This is a genomic window from Streptomyces sulphureus DSM 40104 (genome assembly GCF_000381025.1).
GTDB classification, from domain to species: Bacteria; Actinomycetota; Actinomycetes; order Streptomycetales; family Streptomycetaceae; genus Streptomyces; species Streptomyces sulphureus.
On record NZ_KB905813.1, the window covers coordinates 326,572 to 345,606 of the forward strand.

Annotated in this window: 20 protein-coding genes; 15 read left to right on the forward strand and 5 right to left on the reverse strand. The window is 72.1% G+C overall.

The features are described from left to right. Window positions 1-45 precede the first annotated feature (45 nt). Together F603_RS0101455 and F603_RS0101460 are read right to left on the reverse strand one after the other, a co-directional pair. A complete protein-coding gene (locus F603_RS0101455) occupies window positions 46-942 on the reverse strand; it encodes an SCO6745 family protein (RefSeq protein ID WP_019544240.1) in 897 nt (298 codons plus the stop codon). A 9-nt stretch (window positions 943-951) separates the two neighbouring features. Next, on the reverse strand, window positions 952-1,632 hold the full coding sequence (locus F603_RS0101460; RefSeq protein ID WP_019544241.1) for a pyridoxamine 5'-phosphate oxidase family protein: 681 nt from the start codon (window positions 1,630-1,632) through the stop codon (window positions 952-954). A 147-nt stretch (window positions 1,633-1,779) separates the two neighbouring features. On the opposite strand from F603_RS0101460, the gene F603_RS0101465 reads away from it, so the two are divergent. From F603_RS0101465 to F603_RS0101495, 7 genes are all read left to right on the forward strand, one after another. Continuing rightward, a complete protein-coding gene (locus F603_RS0101465; RefSeq protein WP_019544242.1) occupies window positions 1,780-2,376 on the forward strand; it encodes a TetR/AcrR family transcriptional regulator in 597 nt (198 codons plus the stop codon). A 49-nt stretch (window positions 2,377-2,425) separates the two neighbouring features. Next, window positions 2,426-2,803, forward strand: a complete 378-nt coding sequence (locus F603_RS0101470; protein ID WP_019544243.1) for a DUF488 domain-containing protein — start codon at window positions 2,426-2,428, stop codon at window positions 2,801-2,803. A 115-nt stretch (window positions 2,804-2,918) separates the two neighbouring features. After that, window positions 2,919-4,112, forward strand: a complete 1,194-nt coding sequence (locus F603_RS0101475) for an argininosuccinate synthase (RefSeq protein ID WP_019544244.1) — start codon at window positions 2,919-2,921, stop codon at window positions 4,110-4,112. A gap of 175 nt (window positions 4,113-4,287) precedes the next feature. Next, the gene (gene argH, locus F603_RS0101480) at window positions 4,288-5,754 is read left to right on the forward strand and encodes an argininosuccinate lyase (protein WP_019544245.1); all 1,467 of its coding nucleotides are present in this window, start codon (window positions 4,288-4,290) and stop codon (window positions 5,752-5,754) included. A 104-nt stretch (window positions 5,755-5,858) separates the two neighbouring features. Further along, window positions 5,859-6,827, forward strand: coding sequence for an aldo/keto reductase (locus F603_RS0101485; protein WP_019544246.1), 969 nt, complete (start codon window positions 5,859-5,861; stop codon window positions 6,825-6,827). 34 nt (window positions 6,828-6,861) lie between these two features. After that, window positions 6,862-7,410, forward strand: a complete 549-nt coding sequence (locus F603_RS0101490) for a TetR/AcrR family transcriptional regulator (protein WP_019544247.1) — start codon at window positions 6,862-6,864, stop codon at window positions 7,408-7,410. Next, window positions 7,407-8,945, forward strand: a complete 1,539-nt coding sequence (locus tag F603_RS0101495) for an MFS transporter (protein ID WP_019544248.1) — start codon at window positions 7,407-7,409, stop codon at window positions 8,943-8,945. The genes F603_RS0101490 and F603_RS0101495 overlap by 4 nt, the downstream gene beginning before the upstream one ends. Window positions 8,946-9,072: 127 nt before the next feature. On the opposite strand, the gene F603_RS0101500 is transcribed toward F603_RS0101495, so the two are convergent. Then, a complete protein-coding gene (locus F603_RS0101500; RefSeq protein WP_019544249.1) occupies window positions 9,073-9,753 on the reverse strand; it encodes a lysophospholipid acyltransferase family protein in 681 nt (226 codons plus the stop codon). Between the two features lie 406 nt (window positions 9,754-10,159). On the opposite strand from F603_RS0101500, the gene F603_RS0101505 reads away from it, so the two are divergent. Then, window positions 10,160-11,302 carry a glycerophosphodiester phosphodiesterase gene (locus F603_RS0101505; protein WP_019544250.1) on the forward strand — a complete coding sequence of 381 codons (1,143 nt, stop codon included), beginning with the start codon at window positions 10,160-10,162 and terminating at the stop codon, window positions 11,300-11,302. Between the two features lie 269 nt (window positions 11,303-11,571). Further along, on the forward strand, window positions 11,572-12,060 hold the full coding sequence (locus F603_RS0101510) for a GNAT family N-acetyltransferase (RefSeq protein WP_019544251.1): 489 nt from the start codon (window positions 11,572-11,574) through the stop codon (window positions 12,058-12,060). Window positions 12,061-12,111: 51 nt separating this feature from the next. On the opposite strand, the gene F603_RS0101515 is transcribed toward F603_RS0101510, so the two are convergent. Beyond that, complete coding sequence (locus F603_RS0101515) at window positions 12,112-12,576, reverse strand: hypothetical protein (RefSeq protein WP_019544252.1); 465 nt, start codon at window positions 12,574-12,576, stop codon at window positions 12,112-12,114. Beyond that, complete coding sequence (locus F603_RS0101520; RefSeq protein ID WP_019544253.1) at window positions 12,566-12,937, reverse strand: hypothetical protein; 372 nt, start codon at window positions 12,935-12,937, stop codon at window positions 12,566-12,568. The genes F603_RS0101515 and F603_RS0101520 overlap by 11 nt, the downstream gene beginning before the upstream one ends. 94 nt (window positions 12,938-13,031) lie before the next feature. On the opposite strand from F603_RS0101520, the gene F603_RS0101525 reads away from it, so the two are divergent. The 6 genes from F603_RS0101525 to cbiE all read left to right on the forward strand — a co-directional run bounded on the left by F603_RS0101525 (window position 13,032) and on the right by cbiE (window position 19,003). Continuing rightward, the gene (locus tag F603_RS0101525; RefSeq protein WP_019544254.1) at window positions 13,032-13,685 is read left to right on the forward strand and encodes an HAD-IA family hydrolase; all 654 of its coding nucleotides are present in this window, start codon (window positions 13,032-13,034) and stop codon (window positions 13,683-13,685) included. A gap of 379 nt (window positions 13,686-14,064) precedes the next feature. Then, window positions 14,065-15,168 carry a methionine ABC transporter ATP-binding protein gene (locus tag F603_RS0101535; RefSeq protein WP_019544256.1) on the forward strand — a complete coding sequence of 368 codons (1,104 nt, stop codon included), beginning with the start codon at window positions 14,065-14,067 and terminating at the stop codon, window positions 15,166-15,168. Continuing rightward, window positions 15,165-15,839: a methionine ABC transporter permease gene (locus tag F603_RS0101540; protein WP_019544257.1), complete on the forward strand. Its 675-nt coding sequence runs from the start codon at window positions 15,165-15,167 to the stop codon at window positions 15,837-15,839. Before F603_RS0101535 ends, F603_RS0101540 begins: the two co-directional genes overlap by 4 nt. A 69-nt stretch (window positions 15,840-15,908) precedes the next feature. Beyond that, entirely contained in the window at window positions 15,909-16,763 is an 855-nt protein-coding gene (locus tag F603_RS0101545; protein ID WP_019544258.1) for a MetQ/NlpA family ABC transporter substrate-binding protein, read from the forward strand. A gap of 270 nt (window positions 16,764-17,033) precedes the next feature. Beyond that, window positions 17,034-17,684, forward strand: coding sequence for a GNAT family N-acetyltransferase (locus F603_RS0101550; protein ID WP_019544259.1), 651 nt, complete (start codon window positions 17,034-17,036; stop codon window positions 17,682-17,684). A 95-nt stretch (window positions 17,685-17,779) separates the two neighbouring features. Continuing rightward, the gene (gene cbiE, locus F603_RS0101555) at window positions 17,780-19,003 is read left to right on the forward strand and encodes a precorrin-6y C5,15-methyltransferase (decarboxylating) subunit CbiE (RefSeq protein WP_019544260.1); all 1,224 of its coding nucleotides are present in this window, start codon (window positions 17,780-17,782) and stop codon (window positions 19,001-19,003) included. Window positions 19,004-19,035: the final 32 nt, after the last annotated feature.

Consider the following 19,035-nt stretch of genomic DNA (forward strand, 5'->3'; position numbering starts at 1 on the left):
CGGCCCAACTCCCCGGCGCAGCCCGCCAGTCGTGGACGAGGGACGCTACTCCCGCGGCCCGGGAGCCGGAACCGTGAGGATGCCGAGCGTCGACTCCTGCGGCAGCAACCCCGACTGCACCACGTCGAGGACGAGGGGACGCAGCAGCTCGACGAGCCGCTCGCACGCCGGCCGCCCCAGTGCCGCGTACGGAGCCGCCGAGAGTTCGTCCGTCGTCCGCTCGACGTCGGCACGGAGGCGGTGGCCGGCCGGTGTGGCGCTCCCCTCCGCGTCGACGAGGCCGCGTACGCGCAGCCGCTCCTCCGCTGCCTCCCACTGGGTCGAACTCCACCCGCGCGAGGCGAAGTTGGCGACGGGTACGGCTCCCGTCGAGCCGAGCGAGACGAGCGCCTCGCAGCCGTCGAGGGGCGCACCGAGGAGCGCGGCGAGGTGGCCGTCACCGCGGTGCTCCCGCAGTACGTTGGCGGCCTGCCACAGCACCATGTGCGGCTCCTGCGGCCATCCGAGCGCCCTGTTGGCGGCGGCGAGAGGGCGCCCGGCGACGTCGGCCGACTCCGCGGCGGTACGCGCGAGCCGGGCGGCCTCCTCGAGCCCCTCGCTGCCGATCGAGGGGCCGAGCAGAGTGCGCAGCGCCCGGTCGACGCCGCGGGTGCGGGCGGCGAGCACTGCATCGGGGTCGGCGACCTGCCAGGCGGCCGGCACGTGTGCGGCGACGCGGGCCGGGGCGAAGCTGTAGAACGTCGCCGTGGTCAGCTCCGCCGTCGCGCGCCCCAGGGGCGCTGCCCGGAGAGCGAAGTAGGAGGGCCAGCGCGCCTGTGTCCCGTATCCGAGCGCCGCGACCTCCTCACCCACCTCGGGTGCGAAGTACACGCCTGCGTAGAGCGGTTCGAGGTGCTGCCACACGTGGCGGGCGAGCGTCGGGAGGTCGTCTGCACCGGTCATCCCGTCAGGCTAGGGTTCTTGATCGGTGCCTGCCACCCCGATCCGCCTTCGTCCGCCCCGAGTTGGGGCGGTGTGCTCGGCAACTCGCGTCTTTCCGGCGTCGGTTGTGGGGGAGGGCGGCAGGGGAAGCGGCAGGCCCGGCAGGCCGTCGATGCTGCGGGCGACGTGCTCCTTGCCGTGGAAGTAGGCGTCGAGGGAGGCGTCGTCCTCGCGTGCGAAGCGGGAGCCGTGCAGGGTGCGGTCCTCGACGTACTCCATGAGCGGAACGGCGAACCCGCAGGTGTCCCTGACGAGTTCGGCGTGGACGAGGACGATCGCCCGCAGCCCGTGGTCTGCCGGGTCGATCGCGGTGAAGCGGTCCAGCAGCGCAACGAACCGGGGGTCGTCGCGGAAGACGGGCTCACCCGTGCCGTGTACCCGCACGATGGTGGGCGGCCCGCGGAAGGCGCACCACATCAGCGTGATGCGTCCGTTCTCCCGGAGGTGCGCGAGGGTCTCGGCGTTGGACCCGGCGAAGTCGAGGTAGGCGAGGGTGTGCGGGTCGAGGACGGCGAGCGAGCCGGAGAGGCCCTTGGGGGAGAGGTTGACGGTGCCGTCCGGCGAGAGCGGGGCGGTGGCCGTGAAGAAGACGGGCTGCGCGAGTATGAAGTCCCGAAGCCGGCCTTCGATACCCGGATATGTCTTTCCCATACGGTCAGTACTGCCCCGCGCCCGTACCCCGGCATTCGGAGCCGGCTCGGTGAACCCGCTGCCACGGCAAGGGGATCGGCGGCCGGACGGCGACCGCCCCCGAATCCGACTGGCTTGAACTATACAGGTCGGTCTACACTCGACGCCATGACCGCCGAGACGACGCAGCGACCGGACCGGATCGTGATGACCCCCGGCGCCCTACGGGTGCGGGAAGCCGCGGGCAGGCTCTTCTACGAGCGCGGCATCCACGCCGTCGGCGTCGACCTCATCGCGGCCGAGGCCGGCGTCACCAAGAAGACGCTCTACGACCGTTTCGGCTCGAAGGACGGGATCGTCGTCGAGTACCTCGCCGAGCGGGACGACCGCTGGCGCGCCCTCCTCGCCGACCGCGTCGAGGCCGCAGGCTCCCCGTCCGACCGTGTCCGCGCCGTCTTCGACGCGGCCGAGGAGTGGGCCGGTGAGAACAGCCCGAGGGGCTGCAGCATGGTCAACGCGCACGCTGAGATCAGCGACCCGGCCCACCCGGCCTTCGCGCTCATCGAGGAGGCGAAGCGCTGGATGCTCTCCCGCTTCACCGAGCTCGCCGCTGAAGTCGCCCCCGAGTCGGCGGCGGAGCTCGGCCGCAGCCTGCTCCTGCTCTACGAGGGCGCGCTCGTCGCGTACGGCATGCGCCTCTTCGACGGGGCTTTCGACACGGCGCGGGCCCGCGCTGAGGAGCTCCTCTCGCGCGCCGCCGGGTAGCTCCTGCGGGCGAGCTGCGGTCCGCGCCGGCCTGCGTCAGCCTGGAGGCATGAGTACGAAACCGAAGCTCGACGTCCGAGTGCGCCGCATCTACGAGGAGCCGGACCACGAGCACGACGGGATGCGCGTCCTCGTCGACCGCGTCTGGCCGCGCGGCATCGCGAAGGCGGACGCCGAGTTCGACGAGTGGGACAAGGAGATCGCCCCCTCGACGGAGCTGCGCAAGTGGTACGGCCACGACCCGCAGCGCTGGCCGGAGTTCACCCGCCGCTACCGCGAGGAGCTGGCCACCCCCGAGATGCGCGAGGCGCTCCACGACCTCCGCAAGCGAGCGGGGACCGGCACCCTGACCCTCCTCACCGCGGTCAAGGACCCGGAGCACGGCCATACCAAGGTGCTCGCCGAGGAGCTGCGGCACACCCGCTGACACCTCCGGTCCGGGTCTCCTCGGCGTCGTCGGGCGCGTGACCTCGCGCGTTGACGAACCATACGGGGCGGTGCATACTTATACCTGTCAGCGCATGCACCGTAAGGAGAACCCCGTGACCGAGCGCGTCGTACTCGCCTACTCAGGCGGCCTTGACACCTCCGTCTGCATCGGCTGGATCGCGGAGGAGACCGGGGCCGAGGTCGTCGCCGTCGCCGTCGACGTCGGCCAGGGCGGCGAGGATCTGGACGTCATCCGCAAGCGTGCGCTGGCGTGCGGCGCCGTCGAGGCCGAGGTCGCGGACGCCCGCGAGGAGTTCGCAGACGAGTACTGCCTCCCCGCCATCAAGGCCAACGCGCTCTACATGGACCGCTATCCGCTCGTCTCGGCGCTCTCCCGGCCCACCATCGTCAAGCACCTCGTGGCCGCCGCGAGGAAGCACGGCGCCGACACCGTCGCGCACGGCTGCACGGGCAAGGGCAACGACCAGGTCCGCTTCGAGGCCGGCATCTCCTCGCTCGCCCCCGACCTGAAGTGCATCGCCCCCGTCCGGGACTACGCGATGACGCGGGACAAGGCGATCGCCTTCGCCGAGGAGAAGGGCCTCCCGATCGAGACGACCAAGAAGTCGCCGTACTCGATCGACAAGAACGTCTTCGGCCGCGCCGTGGAGACGGGTTTCCTGGAGGACATCTGGAACGCCCCCGTCGAGGACGTCTACGAGTACACCCAGAACCCGGCCACCCAGCGTGCGGCCGACGAGGTCGTCGTCACCTTCGACAAGGGCGTCCCGGTCGCCGTCGACGGCAGGCCCGTCACCGTCCTCCAGGCGATCGAGCAGCTCAACGAGCGCGCGGGTGCGCAGGGCGTGGGCCGGATCGACATGGTCGAGGACCGGCTCGTCGGCATCAAGTCCCGGGAGATCTACGAGTCGCCCGGTGCCATCGCGCTGATCACCGCGCACCAGGAGCTGGAGAACGTCACGGTCGAGCGGGAGCTCGCGCGGTACAAGCGGCAGGTCGAGCAGCGCTGGACGGAGCTGGTCTACGACGGGCTCTGGTTCTCGCCGCTGAAGAAGGCGCTCGACGGCTTCGTCGAGGAGTCCAACCAGCACGTCTCCGGCGACGTGCGCATGACGCTGCACGGCGGCCGCGCCGTCGTCACCGGCCGGAAGTCGAGCCAGTCGCTCTACGACTTCAACCTCGCCACCTACGACACGGGCGACACCTTCGACCAGTCGATGTCCAAGGGCTTCATCGACATCTTCGGCCTCTCGTCGAAGATCGCCGCCAAGCGCGACCAGTCCTGACCGGCGACGGGCACGCCCCGCCCCGCGGGCGGTAGCCTGCCCGCGCGCAACTCCGTCCGCCTCCTCGCCCCGCGGGGAGGCGGACGCGTACCCCACCACCGAAACGCGCCGCGACGGCCGGTCCGCGCGGGCACATGTCCGCGCAGGCGGCCCGCAGGGAACAGAGGAGCACCACGTGAGCAAGGGCGACGAGCCGCAGCAGGCAGTCGGCAGCGGGGAGCAGAGCGGCGACGTGAAGCTCTGGGGCGGACGTTTCGCCGACGGGCCCGCGGAGGCGCTGGAGAAGCTTTCGGCCTCCGTCCACTTCGACTGGCGCCTCGCCCCCTACGACATCGCCGGCTCCCGCGCCCACGCCCGCGTCCTCCACAAGGCGGGTCTCCTCAGCGAGGAGGAGCTCCAGCAGATGCACGCGGGCCTCGACCGGCTCCTCGCCGACGTCGAGTCCGGCGCGTTCACGGGAACCGTCGCCGACGAGGACGTCCACACGGCCCTGGAGCGGGGCCTGCTGGAGCGCCTCGGCGCCGAACTCGGCGGCAAGCTGCGCGCGGGCCGCTCCCGCAACGACCAGGTGGCGACGCTCTTCCGGATGTACCTGCGCGACCACGCCAGGCTCATCGGCGGCCTCCTCGCCGATGTGCAGGGCGCGCTCGTCAAGCTCGCCGAGGAGCACCCCGAGGCCGCCATGCCGGGGCGCACCCACCTCCAGCACGCGCAGCCCGTCCTCTTCGCACACCACGTCCTCGCGCACGCGCAGGCCCTCGCGCGGGACGCCGAGCGGCTGCGCCAGTGGGACGAGCGCACCGCCGTCTCGCCGTACGGCTCAGGGGCCCTCGCCGGCTCCTCGCTCGGCCTCGACCCGGAGGCGGTCGCCGCCGAACTCGGTTTCGACGGCGGCAGTTCGGCGAACTCCATCGACGGGACGGCCTCGCGCGACTTCGTCGCCGAGTTCGCTTTCGTCACCGCGATGATCGGCGTCGACCTCTCCAAGATCGCCGAGGAGGTCATCCTCTGGAACACCAAGGAGTTCTCCTTCGTCACGCTCGACGACGCCTTCTCCACCGGCTCGTCGATCATGCCGCAGAAGAAGAACCCGGACATCGCCGAGCTGGCGCGGGGCAAGTCGGGCCGCCTGATCGGCAACCTCACAGGACTCCTCGCCACCCTCAAGGCGCTCCCGCTCGCGTACAACCGCGACCTGCAGGAGGACAAGGAGCCCGTCTTCGACTCCTGCGACCAGCTGGAGATCCTCATGCCCGCGTTCACCGGCATGCTCGCGACGCTCACCGTGCACGAGGAGCGGATGGCCGAACTGGCGCCTGCGGGCTTCTCGTTGGCGACGGACATCGCCGAGTGGCTCGTCAAGCGCGGCGTGCCGTTCCGCGTCGCGCACGAGGTCGCGGGGGAGTGCGTACAGGTCTGCGAGCGCGAGGGGATCGAGCTCGACGCGCTCACCGACGCGCAGTTCGCCGAGATCTCGGAGCACCTCACCCCCGAGGTGCGCGAGGTCCTCAACGTCCCCGGGGCCCTGGCGGCGCGCAACGGGCGCGGCGGTACGGCGCCCGAGGCCGTCGCACGTCAGCTCGCGGAGTTCCGCGCCGACCTCGCGGCGCAGCGCAAGTGGGCCGAGGCGCCGCTGCGCTGACGGGGCGTCCGCCTTCTTGCAGCTTCGGCCGGTACGGTGGTGCGGCGCTCCGCGGCGCGCGGGGTGCGGCCCTTCCCCGTAAACCGACCGCGCAGGAGCCTGCGATGTCCTTCACCCGCCTCGCCGCAGCGACCACCCCGACCGCGCACGTCGGCCTCGGCCTCGCCGCCGTCGGACGCCCCGCCTACCTGACCCTCGGCCGCGACGGCGAGCTTCCCGCCCCGCGCACCGTCGAGGCGCTGCGGGCCCGCACGCACCAACTCCTCGACGCCGCCTACGCGCAGGGCGTCCGGTACGTCGACGCCGCACGCTCGTACGGGCGGGCCGAGGAGTTCCTCGCCGAGTGGCTGGATGCGCACCCGGAGGCGTCCGACCTCGTCGTCGGGAGCAAGTGGGGCTACACCTACGTCGGGGAGTGGCGCACCGACGCCGAGGTGCACGAGGTGAAGGACCACAGCACGGCCGCCTACCGCCGCCAGATCGAGGAGACCCGCGCGCTCCTCGGCGACCGCCTCGACCTGTACCAGGTCCACTCGCTCACCCCCGACAGCCCGGCGCTCACCGACCCCGAGCTCCACGGCCTCCTCGCCGAACTCGCGGCCGAGGGCACCACCGTCGGCTTCTCCACCTCGGGGCCGGCGCAGGCCGACGCGATCCGCGCCGCGCTGCGCATCGAGAGCGGTGGGGCGCCGCTCTTCCGTACCGTGCAGTCCACCTGGAACCTGTTGGAGCCCTCGGCGTCGGACGCGCTCGCCGAGGCGCACGGAGCCGGGTTGACCGTGATCGTCAAGGAGGCGCTCGCCAACGGCAGGCTCGCGGGCCGGGCCGCGCCCGCCGAACTGCTTGCGGCGGCCGAGCAGGTGGGCGAGAGTCCGGACGCCGTCGCGCTCGCCGCCGTCCTGCTCCAGCCGTGGGCGGGTGTCGTGCTCTCGGGAGCCGCGACGGTCGGGGAGTTGGGGAGCAATCTCGGTGCCGTCGCAGAGCCGGGGTCGACGTTGCAGACCGGGCTGAGTCGCCTCGCGGAGGACGCGGAGGCGTACTGGGCGCACCGGGCGGGGCTTCCCTGGACGTGAGACGAGGGTGTCTCACGCGGTGTAGTCTCGTCTCATGACCACCGATCGAGAGGCGTTGCTCGGCTCCACGGCGGAGCTGCTCACCCGCCGCCCGGCGGCCTCCATGGACGAGATCGCCAAGGCGGCCGGCGTCAGCCGCGCCACGCTCCACCGCTACTACGCAGGCCGCGACGCCCTCGTGCGCGCCCTCGAAGAGCTCGCCCTCAGCCGGCTCGACACGGCACTCGACGCCGTCCGCCCCGAGGAGGGCGATCCGCAGGACGCCGTCCGCCGCGTGATCGCCGGGACCGAGCCGCTCGCGGGCTTCCTCGCCTTCCTCATCACGGAGAACCAGCTCTTCGAGCCCGGCCGGCAGCACGAGGGCTGGCGCCGCATCGACGACCGGCTCTGCGCCCTCTTCACACGCGGCCAGGAGTCGGGGCACTTCCGCGTCGACCTGACGGCCGCCTTCCTCACCGAGGCGCTGTACGCGCTGATCACGGCCGCTGCCTGGGCGGTCCAGGACGGCAAGGTAGCGGCCCGCAGCGCCACCCCGATGACGGCGGAACTCCTCCTCGGCGGCGCCCTGCGGAGGGCCCGATGAGCGGGGCGCCGCTCCCCGCGACCGCCGCGCCGCTCTCCCGCCGCGCCCGCTGGTTGGCGCTCACGGTGCTCGTGCTCGCCGTCCTCCTCGTCGCCGTCGACGCCACGGTGCTCGGGCTGGCGACGCCCTTCCTCAGCGAGGACCTCAGGCCCACCAGCACGCAGCTACTGTGGATCGGCGACATCTACTCGTTCGTCATCGCGGGGCTGCTCGTCTCGATGGGCAGCCTCGGGGATCGGATCGGCCGCAAGCGGCTGCTGCTGGCGGGGGCGGCCGTCTTCGGCGTCGTCTCGGTGCTCACCGCCTACGCGCACAGCCCCGAGGCGATGATCGTGTGGCGGGCGCTGCTCGGCGTCGCGGGTGCCACGCTCATGCCGTCGACGCTGGCGCTCATCCGCAACATCTTCCCCGACCCGAAGGAGCGCAGCCTCGCCATCGGGATCTGGGGCGCGATGGCCTCGGCGGGTGCCGCGCTCGGGCCCGTGGTCGGCGGCTTCCTGCTGGAGCACTTCTGGTGGGGCTCGGTCTTCCTGATCAACCTTCCCGTGATGGCGGTGCTCGTCGTCGTCGGCGCCAGGCTGCTGCCCGAGTCGCGGAACCCCCATCCGGGGCCGTGGGACCTGCCGAGCGTGGGGCTCTCCACCATCGGCATGATCGCCGTCGTCTACGGGATCAAGGAGGCGGCGGCGCACGGGCCGACGCTTCCGGCGGGCGTGGCCGTCGTCCTCGGCGTCGCCGCGGTCACCGTTTTCGTGCGGCGCCAACTCCGGCTCGACGCGCCCCTGTTGAACATGCGGCTCTTCGCCAACCGCGGGTTCAGCGGGGCCGTCCTCGCCGACCTGCTCACCATCCTCGGCCTCGCGGGTCTCGTCTTCTTCCTCTCGCAGTTCCTTCAGATGGTGCAGGGGCGCTCGCCGTTGCAGGCCGGGCTCGCCGAACTGCCCGCCACGGTGGGTTCCGTGGTCGCGGGGCTGCTCGCCGGCCGGGTGGCGCGGCGCACCTCGGTGCGCGGCGCCGTCTCCGGGGGACTCGCTGCGGTCGGCGTCGCGCTCGGCGCCTGCGTGTGGCTCCAGGCGACGACGGGGTACTGGCTCCTCGGCGCGGTGCTCCTCACCGTCGGCGTAGGGGCGGGACTCGCGTTCACGGTCACGGCGGACGTCATCCTCTCCAGCGTCCCCAAGGAGCAGGCCGGCTCGGCCTCCGCCGTCTCGGAGACGGCATACGAACTCGGCTCGGCGCTCGGCATCGCGCTGCTCGGCTCCGTGGTCACCGGCTTCTACCGCTCCTTCCCCACACCGCACGGCGTCGACGAGTCGACGGCCGAAGGAGCACGTGAGTCGCTGGGGGAGGCGGTGCAGCGTGCGCACCAACTCCCGCCCGCGGAAGGGGCGAAGCTTCTCGACGCGGCGCGCGGGACCTTCACCGAGGGCTTGCGCGCGGGCGCCGGCACCGGTGCCGTCGTCCTCCTCGGTGCGGCGGTGCTCGCCTGGCACCTGCTGCGCGGGCAACGGCTGGGGACGGTCCCCGAGGAGTGAGGGTCGCGCGGCGCGCGGCTCCGCTGCCGGGGGAGCGGTACGGCGGCCCGTCGAGCGAGACGCGGCCGCCTCGCGCCCGGGCAGCCGACTCGCCCGAGCAGCAGGGCAGTCGGCCGACGTGCCCGGGTCAGGCCGCCTGGGCCTTGGTGGCGTAGATGTCGACGTACTCCTGACCGGAGAGCTCCATGACCTCGCTCATCACCTCGTCGGTGACGGCGCGGAGGACGTAGCGGTCGCGGTCCATGCCGTCGTAGCGGGAGAAGTCGAGCGGTTCGCCGAAGCGCACCCGGATGCGCCGTCCGCCACCGAGTCGGGGCAGGCCCTTCCCGCCCGGCTGCACCTCGTCGGTGCCGATCATCGCGAAGGGCACGACGGGCGCTCCGGTCATCAGCGTCAGGCGGGCGATGCCCGTACGCCCGCGGTAGAGGCGGCCGTCGGGGGAGCGGGTCCCCTCGGGGTAGATCGCGAAGAGGCCCCCCTCCTCCAGCACCCGCCGGCCGGTCATCAGTGCGGCGACGCCGCCGCGCCCGCCGTCCCGGTCGACCGGGATCATGCCGACTCCGGTGAAGAACCACGCCATGAGGCGGCCCTTGAAGCCCTTCCCGCTGACGTACTCGTCCTTGCCGATGAAGAAGACCTGCCGCTTGGTGACGAGCGGAAGGATCAGTGAGTCGATGAACGTGAGGTGGTTGCCCGCGAGGATGACGGGGCCTTCGTCGGGGATGCGGTCGCCGCCCTCGACCTTCGGCCGGAAGAGCACCCGGAGGACCGGGCCGAGCACTGCCTTGATCAGCAGGAAACGGGACAACGTATCCTCCGCCCACTCTCGCCTACGCCGCCTCGCCCGGCGGCACTTGCTGGACGCCTCCCGCCCCGCCGGGCCGACCGCGGAGGCCGGCCGACAGCAGCGCAGGAACGCGCGGTTGAGGACGATACTCGCCGCTACCCGCAGGTTGCACACCGGGTTCACCGGGTCGGTACGGGAAGTTGACGCAGGCGACACGGGCCGTGACCCCCGTTCGTTCGCCGCGCGTTCGCATCAAGGTCTCCCGTACGTACCGGGGGCGCGCCTACGATCGGCCCGTCCGCCGGCACGGCAGCGGACAGGCGTACCACGCACCCCGCGTGTGCCGTTCCGTACAGCGACGGCGACACGGGGCGTCCGGCACGCCGGCAACGCCATGCACGTCTCGTCACGGAGTTGAGGAGGGCCCATGGGTCAGGAGTTGCGTCCGGGTCGAAGAACCCTGCTCTCGGCCGCGGTGCTCGGCGCCGCAGGTGCGACAACGATCGGGACGGCGGGCGGCGCCCAGGCGGCGTCCCGCGCGCACCGGCGAGGGGGCAAGGGGCTGCCGTTCCCCGCGGTCGTCGCGCACCGCGGTACGAGCGGCTACCGCCCGGAGCACACCTTCGGCTCGTACCGACTGGCGCTCGAGATGGGCGCGGACGTCATCGAGCAGGACCTCGTCCCGACCAAGGACGGGCACCTCGTGTGCCGTCACGAGAACGACATCACCGCGACCACCGACGTCGCCGACCACGACGAGTTCGCCGACCGCAGGACCACCAAGAGCGTCGACGGCGCCGAACTCACCGGCTGGTTCACCGAGGACTTCACGCTGCGGGAGCTCAAGACGCTCCGCGCCGTCGAGCGCATCCCGGACCAGCGCCAGCACAACACGCTCTACGACGGCCGTTGGGAGGTGCCCACCTTCGAGGAGGTCCTGCGATGGGCGCGCGAGAAGGGCCGCGAGCGCGGGCGCCCGATCTGGCTCCACATCGAGACCAAGCACCCCACCTATTTCCGCGGACTGGGTCTCGCCCTGGAGAAGCCGCTGGCGAGGCTGCTCCGCAAGTACGGCCGCCACCGGGCCGATTCGCCGAACTTCGTGCAGTCCTTCGAGCCGAGCAGCATCGAGCAGCTCTCGCACCTCGTCGCCTGCCCGGGCGTGGTGCTGCTCTCCGACGCCGACTCGCAGCCGTGGGACTTCGTGGAGTCCGGCGACCCGCGGACCGTCGCCGACCTCGTCGAGCCGGAGGGCCTCGCCGAGATCGCCGGGTACGCCGCAGGCATCGGCCCGACGCTCGAACTCGTCATCCCGCGCCGCGAGGACGACACCCTCGACGAGCCGAGCAGCCTCGTCGACGACGCGCACGACGCCGGCCTCGTCGTCCACCCGTACACCGTCCGCAACGAGAACAGCTTCCTCCCCGCCGACTTCCGCAGGGGCGAGGACCCCAACGCCTACGGCGACGCCTTCGGCTACTTCCGGAAGCTCTACGCCACCGGCATCGACGGCCTCTTCTCGGACAACTGCGACACAGCCCTGCTCGCCGCCGAGGAGTTCCGCGGCTGAGGAACGGCCCCGGCGCGAGCGCGCCGGGGCCGCCTCCGGGGCGTGCGAAACCCGTGCGTCCGTGGGGAGTTGGCAAAGTCACACGGCGCCCCGCCACGTTCCCGTTGTCCCCGATGCCTGCGCACAATGCCCACGAGCGAGGTTCCGCTGCGGCGGCCCGGGGGAATGGTGCGAGAGGCGACCGGCCGGGCCGGTGCCACCGACCCGGTGCGGCAGACCCTCGATCGCTTGACGCCCGGGTGAGACGAGCATTGGGGAGGCATGCGCACATGGGCACCAGCGTGACCATCTCTGCGGCGGGCGAGCGGGACGCCGAACAGATACTCAAACTCCAGTACCTCTGCTTCCAGAGCGAGGCCGAACGGTACGGCGACTACGGCATCGCCCCGCTCACCGAGACGCAGGAGGAGTTCCGCGCCCAACTCGCCCGCACGACGGTGCTGGTGGCGAGGCTCGGCGAGGAGATCGTCGGCGCCGTACGCGCGAGCCTCGACGAGGACGGCACGGTCAGCGTGGGCCGTCTCATCGTCCATCCCAGGCTCCAGCGGCACGGACTCGGCGGGCGGCTCCTCGCCGGCGTCGAGCAGCGGCTCGCGGAGGCGGGCGCCCGGCGCTACCGGCTCGTCACGGGCGGGCGCAGCGAGGGGAACCAGCGGCTCTACCGCCGTTACGGGTACACACCGGCCGGCACCGAGCGGGATCGCGACGTCGTCCTGCTCACGATGGTGAAGGACGCCGCCGAGCCGGCCGGCGTCTGAGCGCTCCCCGCGGCACCCGCTCCGCGCGGGTGCCGCCAACCCCCGTGCGGCTCAGGCGTGTTCGCGCCGCAGCCACCACAGCCCGGTGAGCGGCAGCAGGACGGGGATGAAGAGGTAACCCATGCCGTAGTCGGACCAGACGGTCGCGTCGGGGAAGGCGTCCGGCTCGACGAGCGTCCAGGTGCCGACCGCGAGGACGCCGAGCAGCTCGACGCAGCAGCAGACGAGTGCCGCCCTCCGCGCGCCCTCGCCGCCCCGTACGAGCGAGACGGTGATGAAGGCGTAGACGAGTGCGGCGACGGCCGAGAGCACATAGGCGAGCGGTGCCTCGTCGAAGCGGGTCGTCACCTGTACGAGCGAACGTGAGGCGGCGCCGACGGTGAAGATCCCGTAGAGCGTGACGAGGAGCCGCCCCGGTCCGCTGGCGAGACGGCGCCGCGGGCGCGGCGCGTCCGTGCTTTCCGCGGTTGTCCCGTGCTCGGCGCGTACCGCGCCCTCGGAGTGGTCAGGCGCCACTTCCGCCTCCCCAGATGTCGTAGAGCCGCACTTGGAGCACGGCCAGCACGACCGCCCCTGCGACCACCGTCAGCGAGCCCCACCTCGTCCGCTCGGTGAGGGAGAGCAGTCCGACGACGGGGATGCACGCGAAGACGCCGAGCAGGTACGAGACGAAGATCACCGTTCCGTCGTCGGGGTGCTCGCCCCGCGCCAACTGCACGATACCGACGACCAACTGCACCACCGTCAGCGCGAAGACGACCGCCATGCCGGCGAAGTGCCAGTCCTTGGTGGGTTGGTCGCGGTAGGCGGCCCAGCCGCACCAGGCGGCGAGCGCCAGCGCGGCAACGGCCAGCGCGACCGTCAGCGGGGTGAGCATGCGCCGAGTCTATGCAGCCGCGGGCCGCCGCCTGCGCCCGGGCCCGGTGCCCCACCCGAGGCGGGGCGCGAGCAGCGAAGTAGCCTGGCTGCTCATGAAGATCCACGGCACCGGCCTGCTGTTCGACAACGACGGCACACTCGTCTCTTCGCTCGACTCGGTGGTGCGCTGCTGGACCCGATGGGCCGAGGAGTACGGCGTCACCGCCGAGGACTACGCCCGCGTCGGGCTCCACGGCCGCCCGGCCGCGGAGATCGTCGCCGACCTTCTCCCTCCCGAGCAGGTACCCGAGGCGGTCGAGCGGATCGCCGCGCTGGAGCTGGAGGACGTCAGCCGGGGCGGCGGCGTCGAATCCCTGCCGGGGACCGCCAGGGTGCTGCGGGGACTGCCCCGCGACGTGTGGGCCGTGGTCACCTCGGCCACTCGCGAGCTCGCGTCGGCGCGGCTGCACCGCGTAGGCATCGAGGCGCCCGTGCTCGTCGCGGCCGACGACATCACGCACGGCAAACCGGACCCCGAGCCGTACCTCCTCGGTGCGGAGCGGCTGGGGTGCGAGCCTTCGGAGTGCGTCGTCTTCGAGGACGCCCCCGCGGGGCTGGAGGCCGGCCGGGCCGCCGGAATGTGGACCGTGGGCTTGGCCACAACCCACCGTGCCGACGAGCTCAAGGCCGACCTCGTCGTACCCGATCTCGCGGGGCTGTCCGTGCAGGTCACGGACGTCGGCTTGGAGGTCTCCGCGGCGGCCTGACGGGGGCGACGCACGGGCACATGTCCGCGATGCGGACACTGTTGTCCACGAGCCGGTGACCGTGCGGCTTCCTTCTGGTTTACTGACAGGCATGAACGCGACGAGCTGCCGCACCCCTGCGACCGAGGCGAAGATGGCGCCCGGTGCTCGTTGTCGCCGTGCGATGCGTCGAATGTGCGCCCACTGAGGGCCCTCACCCGAGCCGGACGAAGCGGACCCGCGCCCCGAAGCGAGTCCTGAGCGCGCCCCCGCGCACCCCCCGACAGGCGCCGAAGCGCCCGGAAGTCCCGAGCTCAGCCAGCACGCCCCTGCCGGGCAGCCGCGCCACGCGCCGGCTCCCTCACGCGCGGGCACACCCACACACGACGACGGAAACCCTGTGATTACCACCAAGGACCTCACCAAGGTCTACCGCACCCGTGACCGCGAGATCACTGCACTCGACGGCGTCGACCTCCACGTGAACGAAGGCGAGGTCTTCGGCGTGGTCGGCCAGAGCGGAGCGGGGAAGTCCTCCCTGATCCGCTGCGTCAACCTGCTGGAGCGCCCCACGTCCGGCACCGTCACCGTCGACGGCGAGGACCTCACGGCGCTCGCCGGCAAGCGGTCCCGCGCCGGGCGCGAGCTGCGGGCCGCGCGCAGCCGGATCGGCATGGTCTTCCAGCACTTCAACCTGCTCTCTTCGCGCACCGTGCGGGGGAACGTGGAGCTGCCGCTGGAGATACTCGGCTACAGCGGGCAGCAGCGCCGCAGCAAGGCCCTCGAACTCCTCGACCTCGTCGGCCTCTCCGAGAAGGCGCGCGCCTACCCGGCGCAGCTCTCGGGCGGCCAGAAGCAGCGCGTCGGCATCGCACGCGCCCTCGCGGGCGACCCGAAGGTGCTCCTCTCCGACGAGGCGACCTCGGCGCTCGACCCCGAGACGACGCGCTCGGTCCTCCAACTCCTGCGCGACCTCAACCGCAAGCTCGGCCTCACCGTCCTCCTCATCACGCACGAGATGGACGTGGTGAAGTCGGTCTGCGACTCGGCTGCCCTGATGAAGAACGGCCGGTTCACCGAGTCGGGCACCGTCTCCGAACTGCTGGCGACGCCGGGCTCCGAACTCGCCGGTGAACTCTTCCCGGTCGGCGGGGGCTCCTCGGGCGACGACCGCACCGTCGTGGACGTCACCTTCCACGGGGGCACCGCGACCGAGCCCGTCGTCTCCAAGCTCTCGCGTACCTACAACATCGACGTCTCGATCCTCGGGGCCGCGATGGACACCGTCGGAGGGAAGCAGGTCGGCCGGATGCGGATCGCGCTGCCCGGCGGCTTCGACGACAACGTCGTACCCATCGGCTACCTGCGTGAGCAGGGACTCACCGTGACGGTCGTCGACGGGCCCGAGCCGGCCTCGGTGCTCTCCGGCGCCTCGGCTCAGGACCAGGACGCGAAGGAGCGCCCGGCGACGGGCGCCGAGTTGAGCGAGGAGGGCCGCCGATGAGCTGGGGCGAGATGCAGCCGCTGCTGTGGCAGGGCGTGATCGACACCGTTTACATGGTCGCCTGGTCGACGCTGGTCGCCGTCCTCGTCGGGCTGCCGATCGGGGTGCTGCTCGTCCTCACCGAGCGCGGCGGGCTGCTCCAGAACGCCGTGGTGAACAAGGTGCTCGGCGCGATCGTCAACGTGGGCCGCTCGCTGCCCTTCATCATCCTGATGATTGCGCTCATCCCCGTGACCCGTGCACTCGTCGGTACTTTCATCGGCCCTTCGGCCGCGATCGTGCCGCTGGCGATCGGCGCCATTCCCTTCTTCGCGCGCCTCGTGGAGACCGCCGTGCGCGAGGTCGACGGGGGCCTCGGCGAGGCGGTGCAGTCGATGGGCGGCGGTACGCCGACGATCGTCTTCAAGGCGCTGCTTCCGCAGTCGCTTCCCTCGCTCGTCGCCGGGCTCACCACGACCGTGATCGTCCTCATCAGCTACTCGGCGATGGCCGGCGCGATCTCCGGCGGCGGACTCGGAGCGGTCGCGCTCCAGTACGGCTACCAGCGGTTCGAGACGGGCGTGATGCTCGCGACGGTCGCCGCGCTGATCGTGATCGTCACCCTCGTCCAGCTCCTCGGCGACGCGGTGGTGCGGTTCCTCACCCGCCGCGAGCGCTCCTCGGCCGCCTGAGGGCGGCACACCCGTAGATCCGAACTCCTCGTTCGGGCAGGCAGATTCACACAGAAAGAGGCACTCTTCGTGCGCAAGTCCACCACCCTCACCACGTCCCTGGCAGCCGCCGGCGTCCTCGGCCTCGTCCTCACCGGCTGCGGCACGGCCTCCGACCCGGACAGCGGCGGCTCCGACGCCGACTCCTCGAAGCCGCTGACCGTCGCCGCGAGCCCCACTCCGCACGCGGACATCCTCAACTTCGTCAAGAAGGACCTGGCGGAGGAGGCGGGCCTCGACCTCAAGGTCCGCGAGTTCTCCGACTACGTCCTCCCGAACAACGCCACCGAGTCGGGCGAGGTGGACGCCAACTTCTTCCAGCACAAGCCGTACCTCGACGACTTCAACGAGAAGAAGGGGACCAACATCGTCCCCGTCGTCAACGTCGAGCTGGAGCCGCTCGGCCTCTACTCCGACAAGGCCGAGAGCGTCAAGGAACTCAAGAGCGGCCAGACGGTGGCGCTGCCCAACGACGCCACCAACGAGGGCCGCGCGCTCCACCTCCTCGACGAGCACGGCCTGATCGAGCTGAAGAAGGGCGCGGGGCAGGACGCCACGCTCGGCGACATCGCGGACAGGAAGGGCCTGAAGTTCAAGGAGATGGAGGCGCCTTCGGTGCCCCGGGCCCTCTCCGACGTCGACGCGGCGGTGATCAACGGCAACTACGCGCTCGAGGCCGACCTCAACCCCAAGGAGGACGCGCTCGCGGCGGAGGAGGCCGAGGACAACCCGTACAGCAACTTCCTCGCCGTCAAGAAGGGGAACGAGGACGACCCGCGGGTGAAGAAGCTCGCCAAGCTGCTCAACTCCGACGAGGTCAAGCAGTTCATCGAGAAGAAGTACAAGGGCGCGATCGTCCCTGCCTTCGGTTCCGTCTCCTCCTGATCGGTTCCGCTCGTCCGGCCGGTCCCTGCGCCCTCCGCGGCGCGGGGGCCGGCCGGTGTGCGTACGGGGCGAGTTTCCGTATCGACAAGTCTCTTCACCGCGCGGAATACCCGCAGATTGCGGGGCCCGGCGCTGCACAAGCCCGGCGCCATGCTGCATGCTGTGCACTGCTGCGATCCGCAGGGGAGCGGCCCGGCCCGGCCGGCGCAGGCGCCCGGACGCAGACCCCAGGGGTGATCGACCCCCGACCCCGACGGTATGGAGCGGCGCATGACATCGACCTTCCCGGACATCTCGATCAGCACGGACCGCCTCGTGCTGCGCCCGTTCGAGGAGGCGGACGCACCCGCACTCGCCGAGATGATGGCCGACGACCAGATCACGGCGTGGACCTCGCACCCGGTCCCGTACACCGAGGCCGAGGCACGCGCGTTCGTCGACCACCGCGCCCCGGCCGCGCGCACCGAGGGCGGCGGGATCGTCTTCGCCGTCACGGAGTTCCTCACGCAGCGGCTCGTCGGCCTGGTGGCACTCGACCGTACGGACTGGCGCATCCTCGCCGCCGAGGCGAGCTACCTCACGGCCTCCTGGGCGCGCGGTGAGGGGTACGCCTCCGAGTCGATGCTCGCGGTGGCTCAATGGCTCTTCCAGGACCAGAAGTTCGAGCGCCTCGAGGTGCGCACCCCGGCCGACAACACCGCGGCCCAGCAGGTCGCGCAGAAGCTCGGCTGCGTCAGCGAGGGCGTGCTGCGCAACGCGTGGATAGCCAGGAGCCGTACGGAGGACGGCGGTTGGGCGGAGATCCGCACCGACCTCATCGTCTGGAGCCTCCTCCCCGAGGACCTCGACGGCGCGTTCGAGCAGCTCGCCGAGGCCGGCGGGTACGCGCCCTACCCGGACTGGGCCGGCTCGGGGAGCTGAGCCGCGCCCTCCCGCCGAGGTCCGGGTGCGGGCCGGGCGGGAGGCGGGGGTAACCTCGACGGGCCCACCTGCGACGACCCAGGAGATACCCGCCGATGGCCGACCGCGTCACCGTCCTCGGGTGGGACGGCTCGCCGCTGACCGGCGCCGCCAGGCACGCGCTCGGCGCTGCAACCCTCGTCGCCGGTGCCGCGCACCACTTGGCGCTGCCCGAAGTCCCTGCCGAGGCCGAGCGCATCCGCCTCGGCAGCACGGCGCTCGCCGCCCGCCGCATCGCGCGGCACCGTGGGAGCGCGGTCGTCCTCGCCGACGGCGACCCCGGCTTCTTCGGCGTCGTACGGACGCTGCGCGCGCCCGAGCACGGCCTGGAGGTCGAGGTGATACCGGCGGTCTCCTCGGCTGCCGCCGCCTTCGCCCGGGCCGGTATGCCGTGGGACGACGCGCAGCTCGTCGTCGCCAACTCCCGTACGCTGCGCCGTGCGGTGAACGTCTGCCGGGCGCACCCGAAGGTGGGCGTCCTCACCTCTCCGGGGGCCGGGCCCGCCGAACTGGCGCTGCTCCTCGGCGGCGTGCACCGCACCTTCGTCATCTGCGAGGGGTTGGGGACCGACCGCGAGGAGGTCTCCGTCCTCACCTCGGAGAAGGTCGTCGACCACGCGTGGCGGGACCCCAACGTGGTGATCGTCGTCGGCGGGCACGGCTCCTCCGCGGAGTCCGGGGCGCCGACGCAGAGCGGGTGGATCGCCGGGCAGGACGCCGGCTACCCGCCGCGGTCGCGGGGTTGGGCGCTGCCTTCCACCAGCTACCCGGGGACGCCGAGCGGCCCGGGCGAGTCCGTGCAGTTGCGCGCGGCCCAACTCGCCAGGTTGGGGCCGCGCTTGGGCGACCTGGTGTGGGACATCGGCTCGGGGAGCGGGGCGTTCGCCGTCGAGGCCGCGCGGTTCGGTGCGGCGGTGATCGCCGTCGACGCCGACGCCGAGGCGTGCGCGCGCACCGCTGCGGCGGCCCGCGGGTTCGGGGTGCAGTTGCAGACCGTGCACGGTCCCGCGCCGCACGTGCTGGAGGACCTGCCGGAGCCCGACGTGGTGCGCGTCGCGGTCGGTGGGCCGGCGGCCGTCTCCGCGGTCGCCGACCGCCGGCCGGCCCGGATCGCCACGCACGCGGCCACCCGGGACGAGGCAGAGGCGGTCGGCAGGGTGCTCGCGGACGCCGGGTTCGCGGTGGAGTGCGCGCTCCTCCAATCGGTGGAGCTGGACACCGAGTTGTGGGCGGAAAGTGAACGCGCGGTTGTGTTCGTGCTGTCCGGTGTCCGTATCTGAACCTCCCGCTTCCGATGTGTGTCCGACGTCGA

What these genes read in the sequence shown, in the direction of transcription:
- F603_RS0101485 (WP_019544246.1), top strand. Translation starts at nt 5,859, where the DNA reads ATGTCCTTCACCCGCCTCGCCGCAGCGACCACCCCGACCGCGCACGTC.
- F603_RS0101455 (WP_019544240.1), bottom strand. Translation starts at nt 942, where the DNA reads ATGACCGGTGCAGACGACCTCCCGACGCTCGCCCGCCACGTGTGGCAG.
- F603_RS0101495 (WP_019544248.1), top strand. Translation starts at nt 7,407, where the DNA reads ATGAGCGGGGCGCCGCTCCCCGCGACCGCCGCGCCGCTCTCCCGCCGC.
- cbiE (WP_019544260.1), top strand. Translation starts at nt 17,780, where the DNA reads ATGGCCGACCGCGTCACCGTCCTCGGGTGGGACGGCTCGCCGCTGACC.
- F603_RS0101505 (WP_019544250.1), top strand. Translation starts at nt 10,160, where the DNA reads ATGGGTCAGGAGTTGCGTCCGGGTCGAAGAACCCTGCTCTCGGCCGCG.
- F603_RS0101470 (WP_019544243.1), top strand. Translation starts at nt 2,426, where the DNA reads ATGAGTACGAAACCGAAGCTCGACGTCCGAGTGCGCCGCATCTACGAG.
- F603_RS0101510 (WP_019544251.1), top strand. Translation starts at nt 11,572, where the DNA reads ATGGGCACCAGCGTGACCATCTCTGCGGCGGGCGAGCGGGACGCCGAA.
- F603_RS0101460 (WP_019544241.1), bottom strand. Translation starts at nt 1,632, where the DNA reads ATGGGAAAGACATATCCGGGTATCGAAGGCCGGCTTCGGGACTTCATA.
- F603_RS0101540 (WP_019544257.1), top strand. Translation starts at nt 15,165, where the DNA reads ATGAGCTGGGGCGAGATGCAGCCGCTGCTGTGGCAGGGCGTGATCGAC.
- F603_RS0101525 (WP_019544254.1), top strand. Translation starts at nt 13,032, where the DNA reads ATGAAGATCCACGGCACCGGCCTGCTGTTCGACAACGACGGCACACTC.
- F603_RS0101550 (WP_019544259.1), top strand. Translation starts at nt 17,034, where the DNA reads ATGACATCGACCTTCCCGGACATCTCGATCAGCACGGACCGCCTCGTG.
- F603_RS0101520 (WP_019544253.1), bottom strand. Translation starts at nt 12,937, where the DNA reads ATGCTCACCCCGCTGACGGTCGCGCTGGCCGTTGCCGCGCTGGCGCTC.
- F603_RS0101465 (WP_019544242.1), top strand. Translation starts at nt 1,780, where the DNA reads ATGACCGCCGAGACGACGCAGCGACCGGACCGGATCGTGATGACCCCC.
- F603_RS0101490 (WP_019544247.1), top strand. Translation starts at nt 6,862, where the DNA reads ATGACCACCGATCGAGAGGCGTTGCTCGGCTCCACGGCGGAGCTGCTC.